Origin of the sequence: Undibacterium pigrum (genome assembly GCF_003201815.1) — a bacterium.
In the GTDB taxonomy this organism is placed as follows: domain Bacteria; phylum Pseudomonadota; class Gammaproteobacteria; order Burkholderiales; family Burkholderiaceae_D; genus Undibacterium; species Undibacterium pigrum.
Map to the genome: position 1 here is coordinate 171,277 of NZ_QJKB01000003.1, position 25,910 is coordinate 197,186.

Consider the following 25,910-nt stretch of genomic DNA (forward strand, 5'->3'; position numbering starts at 1 on the left):
ATGTATAGATAGCACTTATAATTCTGCCATGCGCAACAACAAAGCTGAATCATGAATTTCTTGCTGACTCGCCTGGGCTGGTATATCAAACTGGTCAGGCTGCACAAGCCCATAGGCATACTTTTATTGCTCTGGCCCACGCTGGCGGCGCTATGGATAGCCTCGAACGGCCAGCCAGACTGGCACCTGTTATTGATTTTCAGTCTGGGCACAGCCCTGATGCGTTCTGCCGGTTGCGCCATCAATGATTATGCAGATCGTGACTTTGACCGTCATGTGAAACGCACGGCAGACCGGCCACTGACCAGTGGCAAGATATCCGGCAAGGAAGCCGTCGGCGTTGCCGTGGTACTGGCGCTGATTTCTTTTTGCCTGATCCTGCCTTTGAACAGTCTGACCAAGATGCTATCGGTGGTGGCTGTTGTAGTGGCGGGCAGCTACCCGTATTTCAAGCGTTTCTTTGCCATCCCCCAGGCCTATCTGGGCATCGCCTTTGGCTTTGGCATACCCATGGCCTTTGCAGCCGTGCAAAATACCGTGCCGCTGGCAGCATGGGTACTGCTGTTGGCGAATGTATTCTGGGCAGTTGCCTATGACACTGAGTACGCGATGGTGGACAGGGACGACGACTTGAAGATAGGTATCAAGACTTCTGCCATCACCTTTGGCAGCTATGATGTGCTGGCTGTCATGCTGTGTTATGCCATCAGCTTTGCCCTGATCTTGCTGACGGGCTGGCAATTGGGCTTGCGTACCTGGTTCTTTGCCGGTATGGGCGTTGCGACAGGCTTCGCTATCTATCATTACACCCTGATACGCGAACGTGAACGCATGGCCTGTTTTGCGGCTTTCATCAATAACAATTGGCTGGGTGCAGCAATCTTTGCTGGCATTGCCATTGACTATGCAGTAAAGTAATCCAATAGATTGTTAATTTCTCAATGCAGTATTGGTGTCTAATTTTGTGCTTGCGCAAACGACAGGCACCCATTTTGAGTAAACTGAAATTCACTTCCACACCTGAAAGGACGAATCATGAGTACAGTAGATGAACATAGAGAGCAACTGATGAACGACTTGCATCTCGTCATCCGTGATGCTGAAGAGCTGTTGAAGAATACTGAACAGCAAGGCAGTGAAGGTTTTAAATCTGCCAAAGCCCGCTTTGAAAAAACCTTGAAAAATGCCAAGGCAGAAGTTGAGCGCATAGAAGATCTAGTCGTCACCCGCACCAAAGAAGCCGCCAAAGCGACTGATGTGTATGTCAAAGAAAATCCATGGCAGTCTGCCGGCATTGCTGCTGGCGTAGGCCTGCTGGTGGGCTTGCTAATTGGCCGTAGCAGATAAGCAATGGCCATCAGCGACTCGCTGAGGCAAGTTGCCAGCACCCTGAGCAATCTTGTCCACACCCGCCTGGAACTGGCTGCAGTAGAACTGGAAGAAGAGCTCGCACATTTTTCTTCCAGCCTGCTGTGGTCGCTGGCGGCTCTGTTTTTTGCCGGCATCGCCGTCCTGCTGGCAGTACTGACTGTGGTTGCTGCATTTTGGGATACTTATCGCTATACCGTTCTGCTCAGTTTGCTGGCACTGTTTAGCTTCTTGTCTCTGGGGATATTCATGTGGCTACGTAGCAAGTTCAGCAAAAAATCCAGTTTCTTGTCACACAGCCTGGCAGAATTGAAAAAAGATGCCGCCAGCCTGCGTGGTGTCGACACCAGCAAAAAGGAACAGGTTTAAGGCATGGGAAATCATCAGCAAAAACTGGCCTTGCGACGTCAGACATTATTGCTCAAGATACAGGCAGAGCGCAGCCTGATGACGATACATTGCAATGAACTTAAGCAATCCCTGGGCATGGCCGATGTTGCTGTGGGCTTGCTTGGCAAAGCCGGGCAAATTGCCAGGCAACGTCCCTTACTGGGTGGCCTGGCAGTAGCTGCCGTGCTGGTGCTCAAACCCAGAAGAATATTTTCTTTTGCCAAGTCTGCACTGCTGGGCTGGGAAACCTGGCGCAGCGTCGCAACGATAGTGCAACGCATGCGCGCAGATACGAATAGTTGAGTTCAGCCGAACTCGGCTGCACTCTGTTCAAGCAGTTCTACACAAGCTGAAGCCAGTAACAATTCAATTATTGCTGGCTGTCCTTGCCAAATTCATCACCCAGTTCTTTTCCTCGCGCGGCGGCTGCCTTGACAGCATTGACGATGGCTAGTTTGACGCCAGCGTTTTCCATGCTGGTCAATGCCGCATAGGTCGTGCCGCCTTTGGAGGTAACGCGTTCACGCAACACACTCACGGGTTCTGTCGCTTGCAAAGCCAGTTGGGCTGCGCCGTTAAAGGTCGTCATCGCCAGTTGCAGACCCTGCTCAGGACTCAGACCCAGCTCTGTGGCAGCCTGTTGCATGGCTTCGATGAAATAAAATACATAGGCCGGGCCACTGCCTGATACTGCGGTCACTGCATCCAGCAAACTTTCATCGTCCAGCCAGGTAGTTGCACCAACAGCTTGCATGATGTGCTCAGCCATTTGTTTTTGCTCTGCACTAACCGCAGCCAGGGCAAACAGGCCTGTCATGCCCTGGCCGATGAGTGCAGGGGTATTGGGCATGGTACGCACAATTTTTTCATAGCCCCCCAGCCAGCGCGCCATATCCGTTGCACGTATGCCAGCGGCGATGGAGATCAATAATTGTTCATTGAGGTAAGGGCTCAGCCCCTGCACGACTTCACGCAATTGCTGCGGTTTGACAGCCAGAATAATCGCATCCATCTGCGCCAGCCTGGCATCGGCGGCAAGCGCCGTGCTGACACCAAAGTCGCTACTCAATTTATCGAGAGAAGACTGATTGAGATCAATGACATGGATATGTTCAGCGGTCGTCAAATTCTTAAGCAAACCACCTATCAGGGCATTTGCCATATTGCCACCGCCTATGAAGGCGATTTTCATCTTATTTTGCATAATTCCGGTTTCCAAAAATAGCTGTTCCTATCCTGACCATGGTGCTGCCTTCTGCAATTGCTGCATGCATGTCACTACTCATGCCCATGGACAGGGTATCAAGGGAGATACCTGCAGCTTGTATGTCATCGCTCAACAGTTTCAACTGGCGAAATGCCTGCCTTTGCACTTGTTCATCATCACTGGCTTCCGGCACTGCCATCAGGCCACGTAACTGCAAGCCAGGTAGCACCGCAATTTTTTGCGCCAATGCCACAGCTTCTTCAGGCAAGACACCGCTCTTGCTTGCCTCGCCGCTAATATTAACTTGCAGACAAATATTCAAAACTGGCATGCCTGCTGGTCTCTGTTCCGACAGGCGCTGGGCGATTTTTTCCCTGTCGACGGAATGTACCCAGGCGAAATGCTCGGAAATGGGACGGGTCTTATTGCTCTGTATGGGGCCGATAAAATGCCATTCGAGCTGAAGTTGCGGCTTTTTTGCCTGTACTTCCTGCATCTTCTCCAAAGCTTCTTGTAGATAATTTTCACCAAAACAGTGCTGGCCCGCCTCTGCTGCTTCTATGACAGCATCTGCCGGAAACGTCTTGGACACAGCCAGCAGACGTAGTTGTTGCGGATCGCGCCCGCTAGCAAGGGCGGCAGTACGGATATCCGCACTTACGGCTTGCAAGTTGTCAGAAATTGAGGACATAATCAGTAACCAAAAATCTATCTAATTCGTTGTGGACTTATGGTAAAACTCTCATCCACAGCTTAATATTGCTTTTATCTTGCTTTAGAACCTGTTTACGATCTGTAGCGAGCGAGCGTCAGCGGGATGAAGAGCAGCGCAAAAAACGGAATGTACTTAAGTACATGAGCATTTTGAGCAGCGCATGAGTCCCGATCACGCTCGCGCAGCAAGATCGTATAAGGTTCTTTGAGCAGTTTACCCACAATCAGCAACGACTTCATTACCGGAATTATAAATGGACATTTCAGAACTGCTGGCGTTCTCCGTCAAGAACAATGCCTCCGACTTACACTTATCTTCCGGCTTGCCGCCCATGATACGGGTACATGGTGACGTCAGACGTATTAATTTGCCACCACTGGAACATAAAGATGTTCATGAGTTGATCTATGACATCATGAATGACTCTCAGCGTAAAGCTTATGAAGACACGCTGGAGTGCGATTTCTCTTTCTCCATCCCTGGCCTGGCCCGCTTCCGTGTGAATGCCTTCAACCAGGAACGTGGTGCCGCTGCCGTTATGCGTACCATTCCATCCAAGATTTTGTCGCTGGAACAGTTGAATACGCCCAAGATTTTCGCTGAACTGGCCTTGAAGCCACGCGGTCTGGTACTGGTGACGGGGCCTACCGGTTCAGGTAAATCAACTACCCTGGCTGCCATGGTGAACCACCTCAACGAACACGAATATGGCCATATCCTGACAGTCGAAGACCCGATAGAATTTGTGCATGAATCCAAAAAATGCCTGATCAACCAGCGTGAAGTCGGCCCGCACACCATGTCTTTCAACAACGCGCTGCGCTCTGCCCTGCGTGAAGATCCTGATGCCATCCTGGTTGGTGAGTTGCGTGATCTGGAAACCATACGCCTGGCATTGACTGCTGCTGAAACCGGTCACTTGGTATTCGGCACCCTGCATACATCCTCTGCTGCAAAAACCATCGATCGTATTGTCGACGTTTTCCCGGCGGAAGAAAAAGAGATGGTGCGTTCGATGTTGTCTGAGTCACTGCAGGCAGTTATCTCGCAAACCCTGCTGAAAACCAAGGATGGTTCTGGCCGCGTGGCGGCGCATGAAATCATGCTGGGTACACCAGCGATACGTAATCTTATCCGTGAAGCCAAGATTGCCCAGATGTATTCATCGATACAAACGGGTAGTAATCTGGGCATGCAAACCCTGGATCAAAATCTGACCGACCTGGTACGCCGCAATGTCATCTCGGTGGCAACTGCACGTGGTGCGGCCAAACAGCCAGACAATTTCCCAGGCTAAGAGATCAAAAGGACAAAAACATGGAACGCGATCAGGCCACCAAATTCATGAATGATTTGCTGAGACTTATGCTCAGCAAAAACGGTTCAGACTTGTTTATTACTGCAGACTTCCCTCCCGCCTTCAAGATAGACGGACGGGTAACGCCAGTCTCAAACCAGCCGCTCTCCCCAGCCCATACTGTTGATCTTGCCCGTTCCATCATGAACGACAAGCAGTCTTCAGAATTTGAATCAACCAAGGAATGTAATTTCGCGATCAGCCCGGCTGGGCTGGGACGTTTCCGCGTCTCGGCCTTCATGCAGCAAGGCCGCGTAGGCCTGGTATTGCGGACGATTACGACTGCCATTCCCAAGCTGGAAGACCTGGGCTTGCCCGAGAATCTCAAAGAAATCGCCATGACCAAGCGCGGTCTGGTCATCATGGTGGGTGCAACCGGCTCAGGTAAATCCACCTCGCTGGCCGCCATGCTGGGTTACAGGAATGCGAATAGCTACGGTCACATCATCACGATCGAAGACCCGATAGAATATGTGCATCCGCATATGAATTGCATCATCACCCAGCGTGAAATCGGTATTGATACCGATGACTGGGGTGCGGCCTTGAAAAATTCCCTGCGTCAGGCACCGGATGTTATCCAGATCGGTGAGATCCGCGACCGCGAAACCATGGACTTTGCTGTTGCCTTTGCAGAAACCGGCCATCTTTGCCTGGCTACTTTGCATGCGAATAGCTCCAACCAGGCGCTGGACCGTATCATCAACTTCTTCCCCGAAGAACGTCGCGCCCAGTTGCTGATGGATTTGTCGCTGAACCTGAAAGCGGTTATCTCCCAGCGCCTGGTGCCACTGAAAGGCCGCAAGGGTCGTGCAGCCGCAGTAGAAATCATGCTCAATACACCGCTGGTGTCTGACCTGATCTTTAAAGGTGCGGTGCATGAGATCAAAGAGATCATGAAAAAATCGCGTGAACTGGGCATGCAAACCTTTGATCAGTCGCTGTTTGATTTGCATGAAGCTGATGAAATCACTTATGAAGATGCGTTGCGTAATGCCGACTCTGTCAATGAGCTGCGTCTGGCCATCATGCTGAAAGGCAAAGACGCCAAGGACAGGGACTTGACCGCTGGCACCAAACACCTGGGCATAGTATGAACGCGCTCGCTTTTCAGGCTAATAACCTGCAGGGTGAACCTGTCGATCTCAAGCAATATGCAGGCAAGGTATTGCTGATCGTGAACACGGCCAGCAATTGCGGTTTTACCCCGCAATACAAAGGCCTCGAAGCAATCTATCAGCAATTCAAGGACAAGGGTGTGGAAGTGCTGGGCTTTCCCTGCAACCAGTTTGGCCATCAGGAACCTGGTTCAGCTGGTGAGATCGGTGCTTTCTGCGAAAAAAATTATGGCGTGACTTTTCCCTTGTTCGACAAAATCGATGTCAATGGCGACAAGGCCCACCCCTTGTTCCAGCACCTGAAAAGCCAGGCTCCTGGCTTATTGGGCAGCCAATCCATCAAATGGAACTTCACCAAGTTCCTGGTCAAGAAAGATGGTACGGTATTCAAACGCTATGCGCCACAAACTGCGCCTAAAGACTTGCTGGATGACATAGAAAAACTGCTGGAAGCGTAAGGCAGAGCCATCGTATCGTTTTCAATGAAATCATTGATGCGATATGATGGTACTTCAAATGCATTTTTTAAAAACCCCAGGTGTCACAGCACACAAAAAAAAATCAGCCCCGTTGCTTAATTAAAGCAAATGAATTAAGTACATGTCCCTTTTCAAGCCTCTTTTTAATGTAACTATTCGACTTCTTGCTAATGGTATCGCGGGTTTTTTTATTGGAGTTTTCAGTGCAGCGGGTGCAGGAAACAGCAATAACGTTGACTACTTTTATTCTTTTTTGCTTCCTGCATGGGTAAGCATTTTTATCTTAATAGCGATATCTTCCTATCTGATTGCGATAAAAGGTCGTCAAAGCATTGCAATGTTCATTCCACTGTTGACTATCCCCTTGATGTTTGCGGTTTTATTTGGGGTTTAGCCCCTTAGTGACTTGCAGATATTGAAAAATTGCTGACTGATTGATGACAAGTGTCTTTGGATAACTTCTCAAATCATTTCGGCTTATAAGCGCCCCGCCAGTATTGCCTGACGTATCAGCAGTTTTAAGCCCCAGCGATGGAAAGGGCGTATCAGTTGCATATACGCTCGTCCAAACCAGTTGTGCGTGATGCAGACTGTTGATATGACAATAGCGGTGGTCTGCTTTTCTTCTACACGCACTATCGAAAGACGGAAATCCAGATGGCTGTTGTCGCGCCCGGCAACCAGCTCTTCTGAACTCAAATAAAAAATAGGCCATGCGCCAATTTTTTCACCCACTTTATAATCTGATCTCATGCGTGGATGCATGATTTCTGCCTTGTCTGGTACGGCAATGCCAAACAGGGACATCAGGTAATTACGGCTCAGCATGATGAGCTTCATCCATGTTGGCCTGTGCATGAAAATCGCATGAAATGCATCGCTGACTGTCAATTCGCGATGACCAGGCTCAGTCCTGTACGAATCGCGATAATAGGCTGCGTTAACTACCTCGGGCATCAGCACACTTTGTTGTGGATGCCCGCATTCGCTAAGGAGTGTGCACTGGCCGGACATGTTTTATTCAGTGTTACTCAGTTTTATTCACAACAATTGGTGCGCTGCCCGCTTCAGGCAAATCCTGACTTATCACAGAGTCCTGCAAGGCCCGGTCTATAAGTTCTATCCAGTGCTGTACCGGCAGTTCTGTGCCTGATTGTAAATGTGTCAGGCAACCTATATTCGCCGACAAGATCATCTCTGCATCTGTCGCCTCCAGATTGCGTAGCTTATTATCCCGCAACTGGTAAGAGAGCTTGGGTTGCAGGACAGAATAAGTACCGGCTGAGCCGCAACATAAATGACTGTCGGCACATAGCCTCACATCGACACCTATGGCTGTCAACAGACCTTCGACCTTGCCGCGTATTTGTTGACCATGCTGCAAGGTGCAAGGCGGGTGCCAGGCGATGCGCTTGCTCAGTTTGCCTTGCAGGCGCTGTACCAGTTGCGGCTGGAATTCTGGCAGGATTTCACTGAGGTCACGGGTAAGCATGGATATTTTTCCAGCCTTGCCTGCATAGGCTTCATCATGCGCCAGCAGATGACCATACTCTTTTACCGTAGCACCACAGCCGGAGGCGGTCATGACGATGGCTTCTGCACCGGCCTCTACATAGGGCCACCACGCATCGATATTCTGGCGCATATCATTGAGACCATCTTCATGCTCATTCAAATGATAGCGTATGGCACCGCAACAACCTGCCTTGGGAGCGATCTGCAATTGCACTCCCATAGCATCTAAAACCCTGGCCGTAGCGGCATTGATATTCGGTGACATGGCGGGTTGCACGCAACCATCGAGCAAGAGCATCTTGCGGGCATGTTCAGTTTGCGGCCATAGACCTGCATCTTGCGCTACCGGTACTTTATTTTGCAAGGCCTTGGGCAAGACTGCGCGCAGGCTTTGCCCCAGCTTCATCGCGGGATTGAATATCCATTTGCGTGGCAGCACGGCTTTAAGAGCTGCGCGGTTGATCTTTTGGAACAGCGGGCGGCCTACCTGTTTTTCGACTACCTGACGGCCTATATCCACCAGGCGGCCATATTGCACACCGGATGGGCAGGTGGTTTCACAATTGCGGCAAGTCAGGCAGCGATCCAGATGTTGCTGGGTTTTGGCTGTAGCAGGCTTGCCTTCCAGGACCTGCTTGATGAGGTAGATGCGGCCACGCGGCCCATCAAGCTCATCACCAAGTAATTGATAAGTCGGGCAAGTAGCTGTACAAAATCCGCAATGCACACACTTGCGCAAGATATCTTCAGCCTCTTTGCCTTCGCGTGTGTCTTTGATGAAATCAGCGAGATTGGTTTGCATTATCTTTACCAGCCTTTATACATGCGACCGGGGTTGAATATACCGGCAGGGTCAAAAGTATTCTTCAGGCGTTTGTGTATTTTTTCTACCGGTGCCGACAAGGGGGCGAATACACCTATGCTCTTGTCACCGCCGCGGAACAAACTTGCATGGCCACCGGCAGCCAGTGCAGTCAGGCGTATCAGCTCAGGTTTTTCTGTGCTGTAAAGCCAGCGCTGCGCCCCGCCCCATTCGATCATGGTTTTGCCAGTCAGCTTCAAGGCCAGGCTGGTGGATGGTAGCGATAAACGCCATAAGCCGTGTTCTTCTTCCTGCTGGAAAAAATCCAGGGTCTGTTCGCGTAAAGCCGTCCAGAAGTCGGTGGCATCGTACATTTCTTCACCGCCCAGCCTGGCCCTGGCAGCACGCACTGCGGCCTCTGCGCCAGACAGTCGCAACATCAATCGGCCTACATGCCAGCAACTGGCAGAGATGGGTAAGGCCTGGCCTGCCCACTGATTCAAACGCGTCAGTGCATCTGCTTCTGACAGAGCAAATACCAGGGTGGTTTCTGCAAAGGGACGAGGCAAAACCTTGACGGAAATATCCAGCAGCAAACCCAGGCAGCCCATGGAACCAGTGAGCAAGCGAGAGACATCATAGCCAGCGACATTCTTCATGACCTGACCACCAAATTCCAGTATTTGCCCTTGCCCATTCATGAGGCTGACACCGAGCACAAAATCACGCACGGCGCCGACGGCAGGCCGCCTTGGGCCAGACAAGCCTGCAGCCACGACACCGCCTATGGTGGCACCAGTACCCCAGTGTGGCGGCTCGAATGCCAGCATCTGGTTTTGTGCTGCCAGAGCGGTTTCTATTTCTGTCAGTGACGTACCGCTGCGGGCTGTCAGTACCAGCTCAGTCGGGTCATATGCCAGGATGCCGCTGTAAGCACGGGTATCCAGTACCTCTCCCTGCACTTCCTGCCCATACCAGTGCTTGCTGCCACCACCCTGTATCTGCAGGGCGGTGCCACTGGCACTTGCTGCCAATATGCGTTCACGAAAATTGTCTAGCGTTGTTTGCATGCCATCGTCCAATTAAGTCTAGCCTCTGTCTTTAAAAACGCGGCAAATCAGGGAACTTCAAACTGCCTCTTTTCACATGCATGCGGCCATATTCCGCACAGCGATGCAAGGTAGGTATGGCTTTATCCGGATTCAGCAAGGCGTCAGGATCAAAAGCCCGTTTCAAGTCGAGGAAGGCAGTAATCTCTTCACTGGAAAACTGCACACACATGGAATTGATTTTTTCTATACCCACACCATGTTCACCAGTGATGGTGCCACCGACCTTGACGCATAACTCCAGTATCTCGGCACCAAATTCCTCGGCCCGGTGAAACTCACCTTCTTTGTTTGCATCAAATAAAATCAGTGGGTGCAAATTGCCATCGCCCGCATGAAAGACGTTGGCGCAACGCAGGCCGTATTTTTCTTCCATGGCAGTGATACCGATCAGGACTTGTGCCATATGCTTGCGCGGTATCGTGCCATCCATGCAGTAGTAATCGGGGGAGATGCGACCCGCAGCGGGGAAAGCATTCTTGCGGCCAGACCAGAAACGCAGGCGCTCTGCCTCGCTATTGGAGACTGCCAGTGCGGTCGCACCTGCCTGCTCCAATACGGCGCTCATGCGGGCAATTTCTTCTTCGACTTCTTCTATGGTGCCGTCTGATTCACAGAGCAAAATGGCTTCGGCATCGGTGTCATAACCTGCCTGCACAAAGGGCTCGACCATGCGCGAAGATGTCTTGTCCATCATCTCCAGCCCGGCAGGGATGATGCCTGCGGCAATCACGCTGGCGACCGCATTGCCGCCTTTTACTACATCATCAAACGACGCCATAATCACGCGTGCTGTTTGCGGCTTGGGTATCAGTTTAACGGTCACTTCTGTGACGACACCGAGCATGCCTTCAGAACCGATGAACACGGCCAGCAAATCCAGGCCAGGTGCATCGAGTGCGCCACCGCCCAGCTCTATGACCTCACCCTCCATGGTGATGGCGCGTACCGCCATGACATTGTGGACCGTCAAGCCATATTTAAGGCAATGCACGCCACCAGAATTTTCTGCCACATTGCCGCCTATGGTGCAGGCGATTTGTGAAGATGGGTCAGGCGCGTAATACAAACCGTGGGCAGATACTGCTTCAGAGATCGCCAGGTTACGCACACCAGGTTGCACGACCGCAGTGCGAGCATAGGCATCGATCTTGATGATTTTATTGAGCTTGGCTGTTGATAGCACCAGGCCGTCTGCAATCGGCATGGCACCGCCAGACAAACCCGTACCAGCACCGCGCGGCACGATGGCCACCTGCTTTTCACGGCAGATATTGATGATGCTGATGACCTGGCTTTCATTTTCTGGCAGGGTCACCACCATGGGTAACTGGCGGTAAGCTGCCAGGCCGTCACATTCATAGGGGCGGGTATCTTCTTCATCATACAAAATGCAATGCGCAGGCAATTGCTGGCGCAGTGCGCGCACAAGGTCTTGCTGGCGTGAAGATATGGCGAGTGATGCTTCCATGCTGGCTCCTGTTGATTCAAGGAGTGTAATCAGCTTTCCATGTCTTGTGATGAATTGTTCTCAGAAATTGCCGCAAATACTTTTCATTACTTCAGGGGGAGCGACTTATGCAACAGTGCCCTTATCTGGCTCCAGCCTTCACCAGTACATCTATCATTGTCTTGTTTGACTTTGCTGCATATTTTGCCATGGACAAAGGCGTATCACCATTAGGTGCAGTGGCATTCACGTCGGCTTTTTTGCTGATTAATAATTGAACTGTCTCCAGCTTGTCCATCAGCACGGCACATAGCAGGGGTGTATATCCGTCACCGTTAGTCGATTCTATATCTGCCCCCACCTTGAGCAAGGCCAGGATGATGTCATTGTTACCCTTCAAAGCTGCCTGCGTCATGAAGGTGGGGGCAGCCCGGCTGTCTTCTTGCAAATCAAGCCTGATTTTATCCTTGATGAATTTTTCAACTGCCGCGGCATTATTTTCGTTGATGGCTTTCAGCATGGCAGTGTACTGGCTACGCTCTGCCTTGCTCAAACCACCTGCATTGGCCGGCAGTGTTATCGCGAACAGGATGGACATCAGAATAGACGTCAAGCTAGGTATGTATTTGTTTTTCATGTCTGAACGCCTTTACTAAACCAAAGGGCGGCATCTTACAGTAATTGCCATGGCAAACCATTGATCAAGACGCAATAAACTGTAACAGGCGATAAAATGACATGAACCCACAAAAAACAAAAGGACGCCTAAGCGTCCTTTTTCAGGCAAATCAACGAGGATTATGCTGAGAATGAAGAACCACAACCACAAGTGGTCGTTGCATTCGGGTTCTTGATGACGAACTGTGCGCCTTCGAGGTCATCCTTGTAATCGATTTCTGCGCCAACCAAGTATTGGTAGCTCATGGAGTCGATCAGCAAATGGACGCCATTCTTGGTCATGGTCGTATCATCTTCATTGGTGATTTCATCAAATGTGAAACCATACTGGAAACCTGAGCAACCGCCGCCTTGTACGAAGACGCGCAGTTTCAGGTCAGGATTACCCTCTTCTTCAATCAGCTGGGCTACTTTGGCAGCGGCGCTTTCAGTGAAAACAATGGGTGCGGGCATTTCGGCAACAGCGTTCATAATTACTCCTTCAGACTATTTACCATCATTATAGACCCGCACGGAAATCTATGCATTGTTCGCTGCGAGTTTCAAGACAGGTTCTTGAGCCTGGTCATGACTAAGCTTGCCAGAAACGACAGCACCGCTCAGCATTTCCAGTGTTTTGTAGTGCACATCACCAAATATTTGTGCTTTTGGCTGTAATTCAAGCAGTTCTGAAGAAAATACCGGGCCATTGATGACACCATTGACAACAATGTGGGCCGCGCGGACTTCGCCATCAATTTTTGCCTGTTCAGAGATCACCAGCATGCTGGATGCTTCCAGATCAGCGACGACATTGCCGCGGATGTGACCATCGATGCGCAAACCGCCTTTAAAGTGCAAGTCACCCTGTATGACCGTAGTCGCGCCTATCAGACTATCTATCGTATTCTTGGTTTTTCGATTAAACATTCGTGCTCCCTTTTGAGGAAATGAGCCAGAACCCGCGGCATATGAGAAATGCTATTTTTAGCAATTGCTGCAGTTTCTTTGCGTGGTTTATAAATTCACAGTTTTATAAATTGACCATTTGCTGAGCCCGGATCTGGCCATTGGATAACACTTTGGCCTGTACACCTTTAACCGTAGCTCCCTCTGGCAAGGTGATCGTACCTTCCAGCCTTTGATAATGCCGGAATGATAATTTTAACTTCCCGGCATCGCCCGACTTAGGGTCGGGAAACAGCATCGTAGCAGGTTTACCAACTTGTACCAAGTTCAAGCTGAATTGCATTTCCCCAGTGAAATCCCGGCCATTCTTGCCACCCTGCATGACCAGTGCCCTATAGCGTAGCTGGCCCGGGCTCAACATTTCCACCTTGAAATTTTGCAGGGAAATACCTTCAGCGCCAACTGCTGAGGGTGTCAGGCTTTCAAAAAATGCCAGGTCATCCTTGAGCTTGAGGTTTTCTGTCGTCAAAGCCTTGACCTGGTCGGTCAACTGCTTTTGGGTAGACTTGTCGATATTGACCGTGCTCTCTATGGTATTGGCAGCCAGCGAGAGCTTGTCACGCTCGGCGGTCAACTCCGTTATTTTCTCTTTCAGCCCTTCTACTTCATCGGCGCTGATTTTGGAGCCGAAAGCGAAACTTTTGCCCAGATCATAAGTCCACCAAGCGACGCCAGCAGCAATAGCTATGACGACGCCAGCCATGGCCACTTTGAATGTCCACGGCTTTTCATGCGTAATCGTCATTTTTGGCGCCAGGAAGCGCTTGGGAGTCAGACGTGACTTTGCCATAACCGTGCGATTAAGGCAGGACTGGCACGTGCATCAGCCCGGTGCCTTCTTCCAGGCCAAACATTAAATTCATACACTGCACGGCCTGGCCAGATGCGCCCTTGACCAGATTGTCCTGCACTACCAATATGACAACAGTATTGCCATTGTTTGGCCTGTGCAAAGCCAGACGCAACATGTTGGAAGCGCGAGTGGAACGCGTCTCAGGATGCGAACCAAATGGCAGTACATCGACAAAGACTTCATCCTTGTAGGCATTTTCAAACAGGGCTTGCAAGTCTTCGTTGCTGATTTCTGTATTCAGGCGTGCATACAGGGTGGAATGCATGCCACGTATCATCGGCACTAAGTGCGGCGTGAACAACAAGCCTACCGGGTCTTTGCTGATGCGCTGCAATTGTTCTATGGTTTCAGGAGTATGCCTGTGGCCGGATACGCCATAGGCCTTGAAGGTGTCACTGGTTTCAGAGAACAAAAGGCCCAGTTCCGCCTTGCGGCCTGCGCCGGATACGCCAGATTTGCAGTCGGCGATCAGATTGCCTGCATCAATGATGCCTGCCTTCAGCAATGGGGAAAAACCGAGCTGCATGGTCGTTGGGTAGCAACCTGGGTTGCCCACCACTCTGGCGGTCTTGATGGCGGCACGGTTCAGTTCTGGCAAGCCATACACGGCTTCATCCAAAACTTCGGTACAGGTGTGCGGTATGCCATACCATTTTTCAAATTCTGCCACATTCTTCATGCGGAAGTCAGCTGCCAGGTCGATGACCTTGACGCCTGCAGCAAGCAATTCAGGTGCCTGTGCCATGGCTACGCCATGCGGGGTGGCAAAGAAGACGACGTCGCATTCCTTGAGATTGGCTTTATCTGGCGCAGAAAAAGCGATATCCACGCGACCACGCAGGGAAGGATACATTTCAGAAACTGGCAAGCCATCTTCCTTGCGGGAAGTGATCGCCGTAATTTGCGCCTGAGGATGGGTGGCCAATATGCGCAATAATTCTACCCCGGTATATCCAGTGCCACCTACGATGCCAATTTTGATCATATGCTTTCCTTGCAAGAAATTTTGACGCTATTCTAGCAGCATAAGAGTCTATGCCGCTGTGACTGAAAAAACTCGTTACATGCTCCAAAGCAAAAAAGCCGCCCTTGCAGGCGGCTCTCTTGTAGCAATTCGTACAGCGATAAAAAATTAACGCTTGGAGAATTGTTTTGCGCGACGTGCTTTGCGCAGACCAACTTTTTTACGTTCAACTTCGCGAGCATCACGAGTAACGAAGCCAGCTTTTGACAATTCAGGTTTCAAAGCTGCATCGTAGTCGATCAGGGCACGAGTGATACCGTGACGAACAGCACCGGATTGGCCGGATTCGCCGCCGCCGTGAACGTTAACCATAATGTCGAATGTTTCGAGATTATTAGTCAGTTCCAGAGGTTGACGGATGACCATCAGGCCAGTTTCACGAGAGAAATACTCGTTAGCTGGTTTGCCGTTGACAACGATCTTGCCGCTGCCGGATTTCAGGAATACGCGAGCAACTGCGCTCTTGCGACGGCCAGTTCCGTAGTTGTAATTACCGATCATGGCTAATCCTTAGATGTCGAGTACTTGTGGTTGCTGAGCTGCGTGCGGATGTGTTGCATCTGCATAGACTTTCAGCTTCTTGATCATTGCATAGCCGAGTGGGCCTTTAGGCAACATGCCTTTAACAGCTTTCTCGAGTGCACGACCTGGAAAACGCTCTTGCATTTTCTGGAAATTTGTTTCATAGATACCGCCTGGATAACCAGTATGACGGTAGTATGTTTTGTTCAGAGCTTTAGTACCAGTCACGCGCAGTTTGCCTGCGTTAACAACAACGATAAAATCGCCTGTGTCTACGTGTGGTGTAAATTCTGGTTTATGTTTGCCGCGTAAACGGAGTGCCACTTCGCTGGCAACACGTCCGAGTACTTTATCTGTCGCGTCAATCACGAACCAGTCGCGCTGAACCTCATGGCCCTTAGCGGAAAAGGTTTTCATGTTGAATCCTAATAAAAGTTAAAAACGCCCTCAAATATTCTGTGTTTTTGGTGGTTCTGCCATTAATTTCAGCAGACTCGTCCTTATCACTTCTCCCTTGGGCGATCAGGGAGTCGGAAATTATAGTATTTTCAAAGACTTAGTGCAAGAACTGTTTAATTTTTGTGCAGACTTTGTTGGAACTATGCAGAATCAGGGGCAAAAAAAACCCGAAGACTGGCTTCGGGTTGAATCCACCAAAGGAGTAGGTGGAGGAGACAATTGCGAGGCTAGTTGACAGACTTGCTATTAACTAACCGATGAGTCAATAATAGGATAAGAAATTGTGCAGTGCAAGGTAATTTACAGTTTATTGCGTGAAATTTTACGATTCTGCGCAATAGGCTACAATTTGACGCTGGTATTTTATTTATTAACGAGAGGGTGGAAGTATGGAAGCTACAGTGCGCTGGACAGGTTCATCCGGCATGTCTTTTCTGGCAGAGACCGGTTCTGGTCATGCGGTTTTAATGGATGGCGCGCCCGATGGCGGTGGCCGCAATCTGGCACCGCGCCCCATGGAAATGGTATTACTGGGAACAGGCGGCTGTTCTGCCTATGATGTCGTGCTGATTTTACGCAAGGGCAAACAGGATATCCGTGGCTGCGATGTCAAGCTGACAGCAGAACGTGCAGACACTGAGCCCAAGGTCTTCACGAAAATCAATTTCCACTTTGTCGTGCGCGGCCGTCAACTGAAGCCCAATCTGGTTGAGCGTGCGATCAAGTTGTCACATGAAAAATACTGCTCGGCATCCATCATGCTGGCCAAGACTGCAGAGATGACACATAGCTTCGAAATTATCGAAGACCTTGACCTGCCCTCAGAACATCAGGCTGCAGGCTGATTTTCTTCGTCCGGCTTACCAAAAACATCTGTGTAAGTCGGGTAGAAGGAACAATACATGACCGTGCTCAAGACTATGGATACGGGCATCATCGCCAGCATCACGGCAAAAGCCTTGCCAATAATAACGGCAATCAGCACGCTGATTAAAGTCGGCAACAGTACGCCTATTGCTATCCAGCCAAGACCATACATAGTAAACGCTGCATAGGCGCGCTGGACTGCGAAAAAGCTATAAAAAACAGCTTTAGCAACAGGCATTTTTTGCCAGACTATCAGGGGCGAGGCATACCAGAAAGCCATCAAGGCAGGTATATACACCAGGCCTGATACCAGCATGCCAGTAAACAATCCCGTCTCAGGCAAGGTTTTGGGGTCGATTGGCTTTTGACTGGTCACAAAATCCCAGAAAGCACCTCCATCAACCTGGCTAGACGCAAGTATGGACAAGGTCGCAGCAATAATATACAGCACGCCCAATACCAGCAAACGTGGCAACGCAGGAGAGCGAAATCCAGTCAAAAGCACACCTGGATACACTCTTTGCCCCAGTTCAATCTGACGACATGCCTGCATAAAACCAATGGCAAATACTGGCAGTAGCATCAAAGGCAAAAATTGACCAAGGACAGGAATAAAGCCCATAGTCATATTCAGGAACATATAAGCAAAAAACAGGGTCAGCATCTCTGCAGGTTGCTTACGAAAGAGTGCAAAGCCCTGTTTCACCCATGTCCAGCCGGACTGTGCATTGACAGTATTCATTTAATTGATTGGCAGGGCCGGTACACGACCTGATTCACGCAAGCGCAAAATGCGCTCAAAATGGGTGGGGTCATGCGGGGTCAGCATTTCGGCATCCCTGGGCTGATAAAAGTCATACAGACGTGACAGCCAGAAACGCAGGGCCGCAGCGCGCAACATGGGTTGCCAGGCTATACCCTCTTCTTTGGTGAAGGGGCGCACGGCATGGTAAGCATTCAACAGTGCCAGCGCGCGCTCTTCATCCAGCACTCCGGTGGCAACGTCAATGCACCAGTCATTGACGGTAACTGCCACATCAAAAATCCAGGTATCACAACCGGCGAAATAAAAATCAAAGAATCCTGTCAGGCGCTCGCCATCAAACATGACATTGTTGCGAAACAGGTCTGCATGAACCGGACCATTTGGTAAGGCACGATAAATAGGGGTGCTGTCAAAGGCATCCTGAAAATGCACTTCGGCACGCAACAAATGTTGCAAGTCGTCAGACAAAAACGGCAAGACCTTGGGTGTAGTCAGATGCCACCAGTCCAGAGATCGCAAATTGGGCTGTCTGATGCTGAAGTCCTGCGCCGCCAGATGCATGCGCGCCAGCATGTTGCCGACTGCAGCGCAATGCACAGCCTGTGGCTCCATCTGCGACTTGCCTTCCAGCTTACTGACAATGGCGGCCGGCTTGCCATGCAAAGCGACCACTAACTCACCCTGGTCATTGGCGATAGGCGCTGGCACCAACACCCCATGGTCAGCCAGGTGACGCATGAGCTTCAGGTAAAACGGCAATTGCTCAAAACTGAGATTTTCAAAAATCGTCAATACAAATTCGCCTGCTTCAGTATTGATAAAAAAATTGCTATTTTCTATGCCTGAAGCGATGCCCTTGATGCCAAGAGCTTTACCCAGAGGGAATTGCTGCATCCAGGGGCCAAGATCTTCCAGACTTACTGGTGTAAAAACTGCCATGTCAATTAAAAATGAGAGCTATAGTGAATACTTACTTTGATGCTGCAGAGCTGGCTGCCGCAGATGATTTTGCTGGTGCAGGTGCCAGTACATCAGGGGGATTGCCCTCTTTCACTTCTTTCTTGCCACCAAATTCCAGTATGGTCCATTGGGCTGCACGGTTGGCGTCGCCCTGTACTGTACCTTTGGGAGCATTCCCGACTTCGGGGTCGGCTTTGACTGTGTAATTGCTTTTGCCAGACTTGACCTGGACTTCTGTCACTTTGCCACCATTGCTGCGTTTTTCCATCATCTTGTTTTTTGGCTCAGGCTTGCTGACAGAAACCCCTTTAGGATCAGAAACTTCTTCCAGTTTCTCCAGTTTTGGAGGTGGCGGCACATCAGCCTTGGAAGGAGCTTGCGCAAAAACTACTGGTGTCGCAGCGCAGGCCAGCATAAACAGCAGAGCCGCAGATTTTTTCGTGATTTTCATGTTGAAGCCCAGAAACGAGTGATAAAGCCATTGTAACAAAGCCCAGACTGTACTGTCAGGAATATCCGGCTTGTTGTGTGCATTCGCATTGATATCCCATCCCTAATTTAACAGCCAGGCACCAGGGTCTTTATATTCGCGTTACTGGAGTTTCACCGTTTTTGCTTGGTTTGTTTTTTCTCAGTATTTACATTAGCTCGAAATGGGTGGCAGAAACGGATATCGGTCATTTGTCTATCGAATAGAAATAAGAAAATCGACCAGGAGAGGGTCTCAGGCAGAGCAAATGTGATGTTATTATTTTAACCTTAATAACCACTACGCTTCAACGACAGCATTTTTTTCAAGCGAATAATTTACTAACTTTACATTCCCGGAATCTCAACAAAAATAGCATGCCAAATACACCCCGCAAAAACCGCATCTTTCTAGAAACCTATATTTTTTGGGCATTGCTATCATTATTTAATTTTGATTTTCTTTGTCCTCTCGCGCTTCCGTTTCTTATTCTTATGTATGTGCAGTTTTTGCCGTTTCTATTCCCGCCCATTATTTTTTCTTTAATATGCACCGGGTTAATCACTATTCTTGGCAGGCGCTATTTGCCCCTCAAAATTCATAGGGTGTTACCGCTCCTTGCTAACTTTGTTTTTCTTATGGCGCTCATCCCTGGCGCAAACACATACAAGAACATCCTGATTAACCAGCAACTTACTGGGCATACCCCGGATTGTGTGGACTACGGTTCTTTCTGGCGCTCAAGTTTTTATAGTGATCGTAATTTTTTTGGCAACGCCATTTATGAAGAGAAAGGGAAAGTTTATTTATGGAGTTACAGAGAACGAAAATTTTTTGAGGCTCAACCGGATCTGGCCCGGAATTTCACTTGCAGGAAGTAGAGTCTGGCAACGTCATTCAAATAGCGATATTCTCAGGCGAATGCGATATGCCACACCAGCCTGTCGAGATTGGTAAACAGGCGCTGGAATTACATTGTGCGATCATTTCAAAAAAAAAAGAGTGTCCAATACAGGACACTCTTTTTATAAACGCATGAAGGGACTAGCCCTTCATGGAATTAGAACTGGTGACGAACGCCAGCTGTCAATTCTTTTACAGAAGTACCACTAACAGCAGTAGCTGCCAGTTGTTCTCTGGAAGTTGCATCTTGTGTCAAACGAGCGAATGCTGTGTACAGATCAGTACGTTTGGACAGGGCATAGTTGAAAGCGATTGCGAATTGTTTTGCATCGCCAACTTTACCTGTACCAAATGGAGTGTCATTTTTCACTTGAGTGAAACCAGCAAATACTTTAGCGTTTGTATCAACTGGAACTGTCACTGCCAATGTGTAGGCTTTCTTTTCCAGAGTCAGGTCATCTGTCGTTTTTTGATAGATGAATACTGGCTTCGCTACGCCCAGATCGTAAGATGCTGCAACAGAAATACCTTTTTTGGCATTTGTGAACAGTTTTGCATCTTGTGCATTGTCTTTCAGGTAGTTGAAGCCAACTTCCAGAGCGTCAACTTTGTAACCCAGAGTCAGACCCAGGGAACGGCCAGCGGAGTTGTCGCCAGCTGCTTCGCCGAAACCGTATTGTGCAGCAGCAGAGAAACCACTCAGGTTACCTGGTGTGTAGTAGAAAACGGAATTGCTTACGCGGCCTGTTGTGTTGGCATTTACGCCAGCAACAGTAGCAGAGCCACCAACGAAGTACAGAGCGCGAACGCCTGTGCCGTTGTTGATCAGAGCGGAACCGAACGGATCAAAATTGTCGAAGTATTTCAGAGTTGGAGACTTGTCACGACCGAAATCAACTGCACCGAAATCGCCAGACAGACCAACTGTGGAACGACGACCGAATGTACGGCCTTGGTCGGATTCACCAGTGTCAACCAGAACGCCTTGTTCCAGAACGAAGTTTGCTTTCAAACCGCCGCCCAGATCTTCAACGCCTTTGAAGCCGATACGGGAACCTGCTTCTTGACCGCTTTGAATCCTGTTGAAACGACCAGCTGGAGTACCGTTGTCCAGACTTTGGAAGCCAACGTCTACAACACCGTAGATAGTTACTGTAGATTGTGCGAAAGCCGCGCCAGAGAAAGCACTCAGCACTGCGAGTGCGAAAATTGATTTTTTCATTATCATGTATCCAAAAATGAATGTTAAGTTTTTACCAACATCATCAAGCACGGTAAAAACAGAAGCACAGGTGTTTTACAGCCTTGAATCAGCAAGAGATCCAATGACAAGCGGCACGATACCTGTGAAAAGTGACAACTTGATGAATTCAATGTGTTTAGAAAGCTACACTTTAAATAAGTTCGCAAAATAAAGACACGATGGATATCTTATTTGCATATGCGGAACGAATAGTACACAAAATCCAGAAAACCTGCTGACACAGCTTGATTTTGCGCCATTGCTGCAAAGCATCAATTATATAAGGTTGGCAAAACGTATTTCAAGTAACTGACTTGAAATTTATTTATTTATCTTATTTCTCCAGGAAAACAAGAAAATTTAGTTGACTATTCTGCCAGAAGTTACTCTATAGTTTCCCAGGCATTTTGTTTCTGGGCAGTCAGTGCGCGCCAGTAAGCACGGCCGGTGTACCACATGACTGCGCCTATGCCGGCACAGGCAAACTGGCCCAGGGCCAGCGTCAGTACAGAATGGTCCAGTGCTGGTGCGACGACACCGGCAATCACCGCCCCCAGCAGGGTTACCGTCGCAGACTGGCAAGACGCAACTATGCCACGAATGTTCGGGAACAAATCCAGCACCAGCAAGGTTGCACCGGGCGCCACCAGAGACATGCCAAAGGTATAAAAAAACAGGGGCGTCACCGACCACAGGAGTATAGGTGGAGAAAAATAGTGGAAGATGACATTAAACAAGGATGCGCCAATCAGGAAGCAAAAACCTATGCTGACCTGCTTCCAGACCGTCATTTTGCCTGCCAGACGGTTGGCAGCCAGTGCGCCAAAGAAGATGCCCCCTACCGAGGGCACGAATTGCCAGCCAAACTGATCCGGTCCCAGATGCAAATGCTGGGTAATAAAAGCCGGTGCCGCTGAAACGTAAAGAAAAAGCCCGGCAAAATTAAAGGCTATCGTGCCCGCCTTCAAATGAAATAAAGGTGATTTGAATACATTTTTATAACTGGTCCATAAAAATTCAGCGCTAAAAGGCTGGCGCTTATCCATAGGCAGGGATTCGGGCAAATACTTGTAACTGGCCCACCACAAGACCACGGTATAGCCAAACAGCAAAAGGAATATCGCTCTCCAGCTTAAAAAGCTGACCACCCAGCCACCCAGGATAGGGGCAATCGCCGGTGCGATAGAGAAGATCATGGTCACCAGTGACAGCAAACGCTCTGCCGGCGCCCCAGCATACAGGTCACGTATAATGGCGCGGCCAACCACCATGCCCGCCCCTGCCGATACACCTTGCAGGATGCGGAAGCCCCACAAATAATGAATACTATGAACAGAAGCACAACCAAAGCTGGCCACGGCAAACACCGCCAGCGCCGCCAGGATTACATTGCGCCGCCCAAATGCATCTGACAGTGCACCATGCCATAAGGTCATGACGGCAAAGGACAGCATATAGGCCGTCAGGGTCTGCTGCACTTCCAGCGGGCTGGCATGCAGGGTAGCCTGGATATTGGGAAATGCCGGGAGGTAAGTATCGATGGAAAACGGACCAAGCATGGCCAAAGCAGCCAATAAGGTCGCCAGGCCAGCATTACTGATCTTGGATGCAGAGGACATGAGCAAATTCGGTAAGCCTGCCAGCTCAAGCAAAGACGCAACTGACAGGCATGGGACTACAAATTGGAAGGATTAAAGGCCAGGGCGCGAAGTGAGTACTTAGTTAAGCACTCAGCATCAGATGCCAGCCTTCAAATACCCCCCATACAAAGGTACTTCATTTCCAGATATTCATCCATGCCATAGACAGAGCCTTCGCGCCCCAGGCCGGATTGTTTGACGCCGCCAAACGGTGCTACTTCATTCGAGATCAGGCCGGTGTTGATGCCTACCATGCCGTATTCCAGTTTTTCAGCAACCCGCCAGACGCGGCCTATGTCACGTGAATAAAAGTATGACGCCAGGCCAAAGTCAGTGTTATTCGCGGCGGCAATGACTTCTTCTTCGGTCTTGAACTTGACGACTGCGGCCACCGGCCCAAAGGTCTCTTCATTCATGATCAACATGCCAGATGTGACATTCGACAGCACGGTTGGTTCATAAAAAAGTTTGCCAGCTTCCAGCAATTTACCACCCGCCTGCAAGCTTGCGCCTTGTTTCAGGGCATCGGCAACATGTTCTTCTACCTTGGCAACTGCTTGCGCATCGATCATCGGCCCCTGGTTGATGCCAGCACCAAAGCCATCACCTACCTTGATCTTTTTAGCACCGGCTGAGAGTTTTTCAACAAAGGCATCATAAATCGATTCATGGGCATAAAAGCGGTTGGTACAAACGCAGGTCTGGCCAGAATTGCGGAATTTCGATTGCAGCGCACCTTCAACGGCAGCATCCAGGTCAGCATCTTCAAACACGATGAAGGGGGCATGTCCCCCCAGTTCCAGTGCCAGTTTTTTTACCGTCTGCGCAGATTGACGCATGAGGATGCGGCCTACTGGCGTTGAACCGGTAAACGACAAATGCCTGACCACAGGGCTGTCGCATAAGACCTTGCCGACAGCAATGGATTGCTCAGAGTCAGCAGTGACGATATTGATGATGCCTGCCGGTATGCCAGCCCTGTGTGCCAGTTCTGCCATGGCCAGGGCAGACAAAGGCGTCTGCTCGGCAGGTTTGATGACAATGGAGCAACCAGCGGCTACCGCAGGTGCCACTTTGCGCGTGATCATGGCGATAGGGAAGTTCCATGGCGTGATGGAAGCGCAAACGCCGATAGGCTGCTTCAAGACCACCATGCGCTTGTCGCTCCAGGTTGAGGCCATGACATCGCCAGATACGCGCTTGGCTTCTTCAGCAAACCATTCTATGAAGCTGGCACCGTAGATAACTTCTCCCTTGGCTTCGGCCAGTGGCTTGCCCTGCTCTGCCGTCATGATGGCAGCCAGGTCGTCGGCATTCTCTATCATGAGGTCAAACCATTTGCGCATGAGCGTCGCACGCTCTTTGCCGGTTTTTGCGGCCCAGAGCGGGAAGGCAACTTGCGCTGCCTTGATTGCAGCTTCGGTATGGCTGGCGTCCAGATTGGGTACTGTGCCCAAGATTGCCAGCGTGGAAGGATTATTCACTTCAAAACTGGCCGTGCCTGTGAGCCACTCACCATTGATATAGGCCTGGTCACGTAATAAGGATGGGTCTTTTAAATTCAGTTGTTTTGCTGTTGCTTCTTTTGACATAAGAAGTTTCTCCATTATTTTTTTAAAACTACAGGAATACCTGCAAGCCTAAAGCAAAACGGCCAGGTCTGCTGAGACCTGGCCGTTTTTTCAGTAGCTTATTGCCACAGCATGAAAATTATTCAGCGATATCTTTGGGTTTGGCTTCTTCCCTGCGGTTAAAGCCTGCGACCATATCAAAGCGGAACAAACGGCATTCCAGCGCGCCATTGAAGAATGGTGTCTTGCGTGATTCTTTCAAACGCAACATCTTGGGCAGGCCCAGATCAGCAGTGAACAAGAACACACTCCAGCCAGCAAAGCGCTGCTTGAGTGTGGTACTGAAGGCGCTGAAGAAGTCTTTGGCCATATCATCTTCTTCCATTGTGCTGTCACCGCGCACGCCGATACGTTCACCGTAAGGCGGGTTGGTCAGCAAGATGCCTGGCTCTGTCGTTGGTGCCTTGATTTCCTGCGCTTCTATCTGCTTCAGTGGCACGTCAAAGCGTATGCCCGCCTTGTTCAGGTTATTGCGCGTCATGACGATCATGTCGCCAGAAATGTCACTGCCAAAAATCGTTGGCTCAGCAGGCAGAGGATGTGGCTTGGCGCTGGCTTTGATCTGTGCCCATGCATCTTCATCAAACTGATGCATTTTTTCGAAAGCGAATTCACGCTTCAGGCCCGGTGGTATGCCTGCCAGGACTTGTGCAGCTTCGATGAGGATGGTGCCAGAACCGCACATGGGATCAAACAAAGGTGTACCCGGCTTCCAGCCTGCGGTGCGCAGCAAGCCTGCTGCCAGGTTTTCACGCAGAGGCGCGTCGCCAGTTTCCAGACGCCAGCCGCGCTTGAACAAAGGCTCGCCAGAGATATCCAGATACACCGTGAAATTGCGCGCATCCATGAAACCGACGATGCGCATGTCAGGGTTCTTGGTATTGACTGAAGGACGCTGGGTAAACTGGTCGCGGAAACGGTCGCAGATCGCATCCTTGATTTTTAGCGTGGCAAAGTCCAGGCTTTTCAAAGGTGATTTGACTGCCGTGACATCAACACGGATGGTATGGTGATAACCAAACCAGTCTTCCCAGGGCTGAGCCAGCACCAGGTCGTAAATATCATTTTCATTGGTATAGCCAGAATGCGCCATACGCATCAGCACGCGGGATGCTATGCGTGAATGCAGGTTGATACGCCAGCCATCATGCAGGCTGCCTGAGCAGTGCACACCACCTGGCACCTGATTGTGTACAGTCATGGTTTTATCCAGGGCTGCAATTTCACCTAGCTCTTCAGCCAGGGCTATTTCCAGGCCACGTGGACATGGACAAAAATAAGAATAACGCGTCATAGGTGTACCCTTTATCCGTTAAAAAAAACGATGGTGAATATTCACCGCCAATTGCTGGCCTGAAGTTCAGTACTCCAAGTCAGCATATTTTCAAAACCCGTCAAAGCCGGACGAGTCTAATTTTGTGTAGGAGCGGCTTCAGG

The 25,910-nt window shown here is 49.9% G+C and carries 30 protein-coding genes; 10 read left to right on the forward strand and 20 right to left on the reverse strand.

Going from position 1 to position 25,910, the window contains the following annotated elements:
* Positions 1-51: 51 nt before the first annotated feature.
* The 4 genes from ubiA (at position 52) to DFR42_RS11670 (ending at position 2,061) form a co-directional block, all read left to right on the forward strand.
* Complete coding sequence (gene ubiA / locus DFR42_RS11655; RefSeq protein WP_211324276.1) at positions 52-918, forward strand: 4-hydroxybenzoate octaprenyltransferase; 867 nt, start codon at positions 52-54, stop codon at positions 916-918.
* A gap of 117 nt (positions 919-1,035) precedes the next feature.
* On the forward strand, positions 1,036-1,347 hold the full coding sequence (locus tag DFR42_RS11660) for an ElaB/YgaM/YqjD family protein (RefSeq protein ID WP_110255159.1): 312 nt from the start codon (positions 1,036-1,038) through the stop codon (positions 1,345-1,347).
* Between the two features lie 3 nt (positions 1,348-1,350).
* Positions 1,351-1,737: a phage holin family protein gene (locus tag DFR42_RS11665; RefSeq protein ID WP_110255160.1), complete on the forward strand. Its 387-nt coding sequence runs from the start codon at positions 1,351-1,353 to the stop codon at positions 1,735-1,737.
* Positions 1,738-1,740: 3 nt separating this feature from the next.
* Positions 1,741-2,061: a YqjK family protein gene (locus DFR42_RS11670; RefSeq protein ID WP_110255161.1), complete on the forward strand. Its 321-nt coding sequence runs from the start codon at positions 1,741-1,743 to the stop codon at positions 2,059-2,061.
* 67 nt (positions 2,062-2,128) lie between these two features.
* Here the strand turns inward: DFR42_RS11670 and proC are convergent, their stop codons facing one another.
* On the reverse strand, positions 2,129-2,962 hold the full coding sequence (gene proC / locus DFR42_RS11675) for a pyrroline-5-carboxylate reductase (RefSeq protein WP_110255162.1): 834 nt from the start codon (positions 2,960-2,962) through the stop codon (positions 2,129-2,131).
* Positions 2,952-3,656 carry a YggS family pyridoxal phosphate-dependent enzyme gene (locus tag DFR42_RS11680; protein ID WP_110255163.1) on the reverse strand — a complete coding sequence of 235 codons (705 nt, stop codon included), beginning with the start codon at positions 3,654-3,656 and terminating at the stop codon, positions 2,952-2,954. Before DFR42_RS11680 ends, proC begins: the two co-directional genes overlap by 11 nt.
* A gap of 277 nt (positions 3,657-3,933) precedes the next feature.
* Between DFR42_RS11680 and DFR42_RS11685 the strand changes: the two genes are divergently transcribed.
* The 4 genes from DFR42_RS11685 to DFR42_RS11700 all read left to right on the forward strand — a co-directional run bounded on the left by DFR42_RS11685 (position 3,934) and on the right by DFR42_RS11700 (position 7,028).
* Positions 3,934-4,977 (forward strand): type IV pilus twitching motility protein PilT, encoded by a 1,044-nt coding sequence (locus tag DFR42_RS11685; RefSeq protein WP_110255164.1) that lies wholly within the window; start codon positions 3,934-3,936, stop codon positions 4,975-4,977.
* Positions 4,978-4,997: 20 nt separating this feature from the next.
* A complete protein-coding gene (locus tag DFR42_RS11690; protein WP_110255165.1) occupies positions 4,998-6,134 on the forward strand; it encodes a PilT/PilU family type 4a pilus ATPase in 1,137 nt (378 codons plus the stop codon).
* The gene (locus DFR42_RS11695; RefSeq protein ID WP_110255166.1) at positions 6,131-6,613 is read left to right on the forward strand and encodes a glutathione peroxidase; all 483 of its coding nucleotides are present in this window, start codon (positions 6,131-6,133) and stop codon (positions 6,611-6,613) included. Before DFR42_RS11690 ends, DFR42_RS11695 begins: the two co-directional genes overlap by 4 nt.
* A gap of 142 nt (positions 6,614-6,755) precedes the next feature.
* Positions 6,756-7,028, forward strand: coding sequence for a hypothetical protein (locus tag DFR42_RS11700; RefSeq protein WP_110255167.1), 273 nt, complete (start codon positions 6,756-6,758; stop codon positions 7,026-7,028).
* 83 nt (positions 7,029-7,111) lie between these two features.
* Here DFR42_RS11700 and DFR42_RS11705 read toward each other — a convergent pair whose 3' ends face one another.
* The 11 genes from DFR42_RS11705 to rplM form a co-directional block, all read right to left on the reverse strand.
* Entirely contained in the window at positions 7,112-7,591 is a 480-nt protein-coding gene (locus DFR42_RS11705; RefSeq protein ID WP_211324278.1) for a DUF2867 domain-containing protein, read from the reverse strand.
* 70 nt (positions 7,592-7,661) lie between these two features.
* On the reverse strand, positions 7,662-8,951 hold the full coding sequence (gene glcF / locus DFR42_RS11710; RefSeq protein WP_110255169.1) for a glycolate oxidase subunit GlcF: 1,290 nt from the start codon (positions 8,949-8,951) through the stop codon (positions 7,662-7,664).
* A 5-nt stretch (positions 8,952-8,956) separates the two neighbouring features.
* On the reverse strand, positions 8,957-10,021 hold the full coding sequence (gene glcE / locus DFR42_RS11715) for a glycolate oxidase subunit GlcE (protein ID WP_110255170.1): 1,065 nt from the start codon (positions 10,019-10,021) through the stop codon (positions 8,957-8,959).
* 31 nt (positions 10,022-10,052) lie between these two features.
* Entirely contained in the window at positions 10,053-11,531 is a 1,479-nt protein-coding gene (locus DFR42_RS11720; protein ID WP_110255171.1) for an FAD-linked oxidase C-terminal domain-containing protein, read from the reverse strand.
* 121 nt (positions 11,532-11,652) lie between these two features.
* On the reverse strand, positions 11,653-12,147 hold the full coding sequence (locus tag DFR42_RS11725) for an ankyrin repeat domain-containing protein (RefSeq protein WP_110255172.1): 495 nt from the start codon (positions 12,145-12,147) through the stop codon (positions 11,653-11,655).
* 161 nt (positions 12,148-12,308) lie between these two features.
* Positions 12,309-12,659 (reverse strand): iron-sulfur cluster insertion protein ErpA, encoded by a 351-nt coding sequence (erpA, locus tag DFR42_RS11730; RefSeq protein ID WP_110255173.1) that lies wholly within the window; start codon positions 12,657-12,659, stop codon positions 12,309-12,311.
* A 48-nt stretch (positions 12,660-12,707) separates the two neighbouring features.
* Positions 12,708-13,097 (reverse strand): bactofilin family protein, encoded by a 390-nt coding sequence (locus DFR42_RS11735; RefSeq protein ID WP_110255174.1) that lies wholly within the window; start codon positions 13,095-13,097, stop codon positions 12,708-12,710.
* Between the two features lie 103 nt (positions 13,098-13,200).
* A complete protein-coding gene (locus tag DFR42_RS11740; RefSeq protein ID WP_110255175.1) occupies positions 13,201-13,926 on the reverse strand; it encodes a DUF6776 family protein in 726 nt (241 codons plus the stop codon).
* 10 nt (positions 13,927-13,936) lie between these two features.
* On the reverse strand, positions 13,937-14,974 hold the full coding sequence (argC, locus tag DFR42_RS11745; protein WP_110255176.1) for an N-acetyl-gamma-glutamyl-phosphate reductase: 1,038 nt from the start codon (positions 14,972-14,974) through the stop codon (positions 13,937-13,939).
* A gap of 147 nt (positions 14,975-15,121) precedes the next feature.
* The gene (rpsI, locus tag DFR42_RS11750) at positions 15,122-15,514 is read right to left on the reverse strand and encodes a 30S ribosomal protein S9 (RefSeq protein ID WP_110255177.1); all 393 of its coding nucleotides are present in this window, start codon (positions 15,512-15,514) and stop codon (positions 15,122-15,124) included.
* 9 nt (positions 15,515-15,523) lie between these two features.
* A complete protein-coding gene (gene rplM, locus DFR42_RS11755; protein WP_110255178.1) occupies positions 15,524-15,952 on the reverse strand; it encodes a 50S ribosomal protein L13 in 429 nt (142 codons plus the stop codon).
* A 431-nt stretch (positions 15,953-16,383) separates the two neighbouring features.
* Between rplM and DFR42_RS11765 the strand changes: the two genes are divergently transcribed.
* On the forward strand, positions 16,384-16,839 hold the full coding sequence (locus DFR42_RS11765; protein WP_110255180.1) for an OsmC family protein: 456 nt from the start codon (positions 16,384-16,386) through the stop codon (positions 16,837-16,839).
* Here DFR42_RS11765 and DFR42_RS11770 read toward each other — a convergent pair.
* From DFR42_RS11770 to DFR42_RS11780, 3 genes are read right to left on the reverse strand one after another with little or no spacing between them, the layout of a single operon-like run.
* A complete protein-coding gene (locus DFR42_RS11770; protein ID WP_110255181.1) occupies positions 16,824-17,603 on the reverse strand; it encodes a BPSS1780 family membrane protein in 780 nt (259 codons plus the stop codon). The two genes, DFR42_RS11765 and DFR42_RS11770, sit on opposite strands and share 16 nt — an antisense overlap.
* Positions 17,604-18,566, reverse strand: coding sequence for a homoserine kinase (locus DFR42_RS11775; RefSeq protein ID WP_110255182.1), 963 nt, complete (start codon positions 18,564-18,566; stop codon positions 17,604-17,606).
* Between the two features lie 31 nt (positions 18,567-18,597).
* Positions 18,598-19,038: a hypothetical protein gene (locus DFR42_RS11780; protein WP_211324279.1), complete on the reverse strand. Its 441-nt coding sequence runs from the start codon at positions 19,036-19,038 to the stop codon at positions 18,598-18,600.
* A 395-nt stretch (positions 19,039-19,433) separates the two neighbouring features.
* On the opposite strand from DFR42_RS11780, the gene DFR42_RS11785 reads away from it, so the two are divergent.
* Complete coding sequence (locus DFR42_RS11785; RefSeq protein WP_110255183.1) at positions 19,434-19,937, forward strand: hypothetical protein; 504 nt, start codon at positions 19,434-19,436, stop codon at positions 19,935-19,937.
* A gap of 179 nt (positions 19,938-20,116) precedes the next feature.
* Here DFR42_RS11785 and DFR42_RS11790 read toward each other — a convergent pair whose 3' ends face one another.
* The 4 genes from DFR42_RS11790 to DFR42_RS11805 all read right to left on the reverse strand — a co-directional run bounded on the left by DFR42_RS11790 (position 20,117) and on the right by DFR42_RS11805 (position 25,767).
* Positions 20,117-21,232 (reverse strand): porin, encoded by a 1,116-nt coding sequence (locus tag DFR42_RS11790; protein ID WP_146218831.1) that lies wholly within the window; start codon positions 21,230-21,232, stop codon positions 20,117-20,119.
* A 353-nt stretch (positions 21,233-21,585) separates the two neighbouring features.
* Entirely contained in the window at positions 21,586-22,821 is a 1,236-nt protein-coding gene (locus tag DFR42_RS11795) for a multidrug effflux MFS transporter (RefSeq protein WP_110255185.1), read from the reverse strand.
* A 131-nt stretch (positions 22,822-22,952) separates the two neighbouring features.
* Complete coding sequence (locus DFR42_RS11800; protein ID WP_146218832.1) at positions 22,953-24,434, reverse strand: NAD-dependent succinate-semialdehyde dehydrogenase; 1,482 nt, start codon at positions 24,432-24,434, stop codon at positions 22,953-22,955.
* A gap of 118 nt (positions 24,435-24,552) precedes the next feature.
* Positions 24,553-25,767 (reverse strand): THUMP domain-containing class I SAM-dependent RNA methyltransferase, encoded by a 1,215-nt coding sequence (locus DFR42_RS11805; RefSeq protein ID WP_245936936.1) that lies wholly within the window; start codon positions 25,765-25,767, stop codon positions 24,553-24,555.
* Between the last annotated feature and the right edge of the window lie 143 nt (positions 25,768-25,910).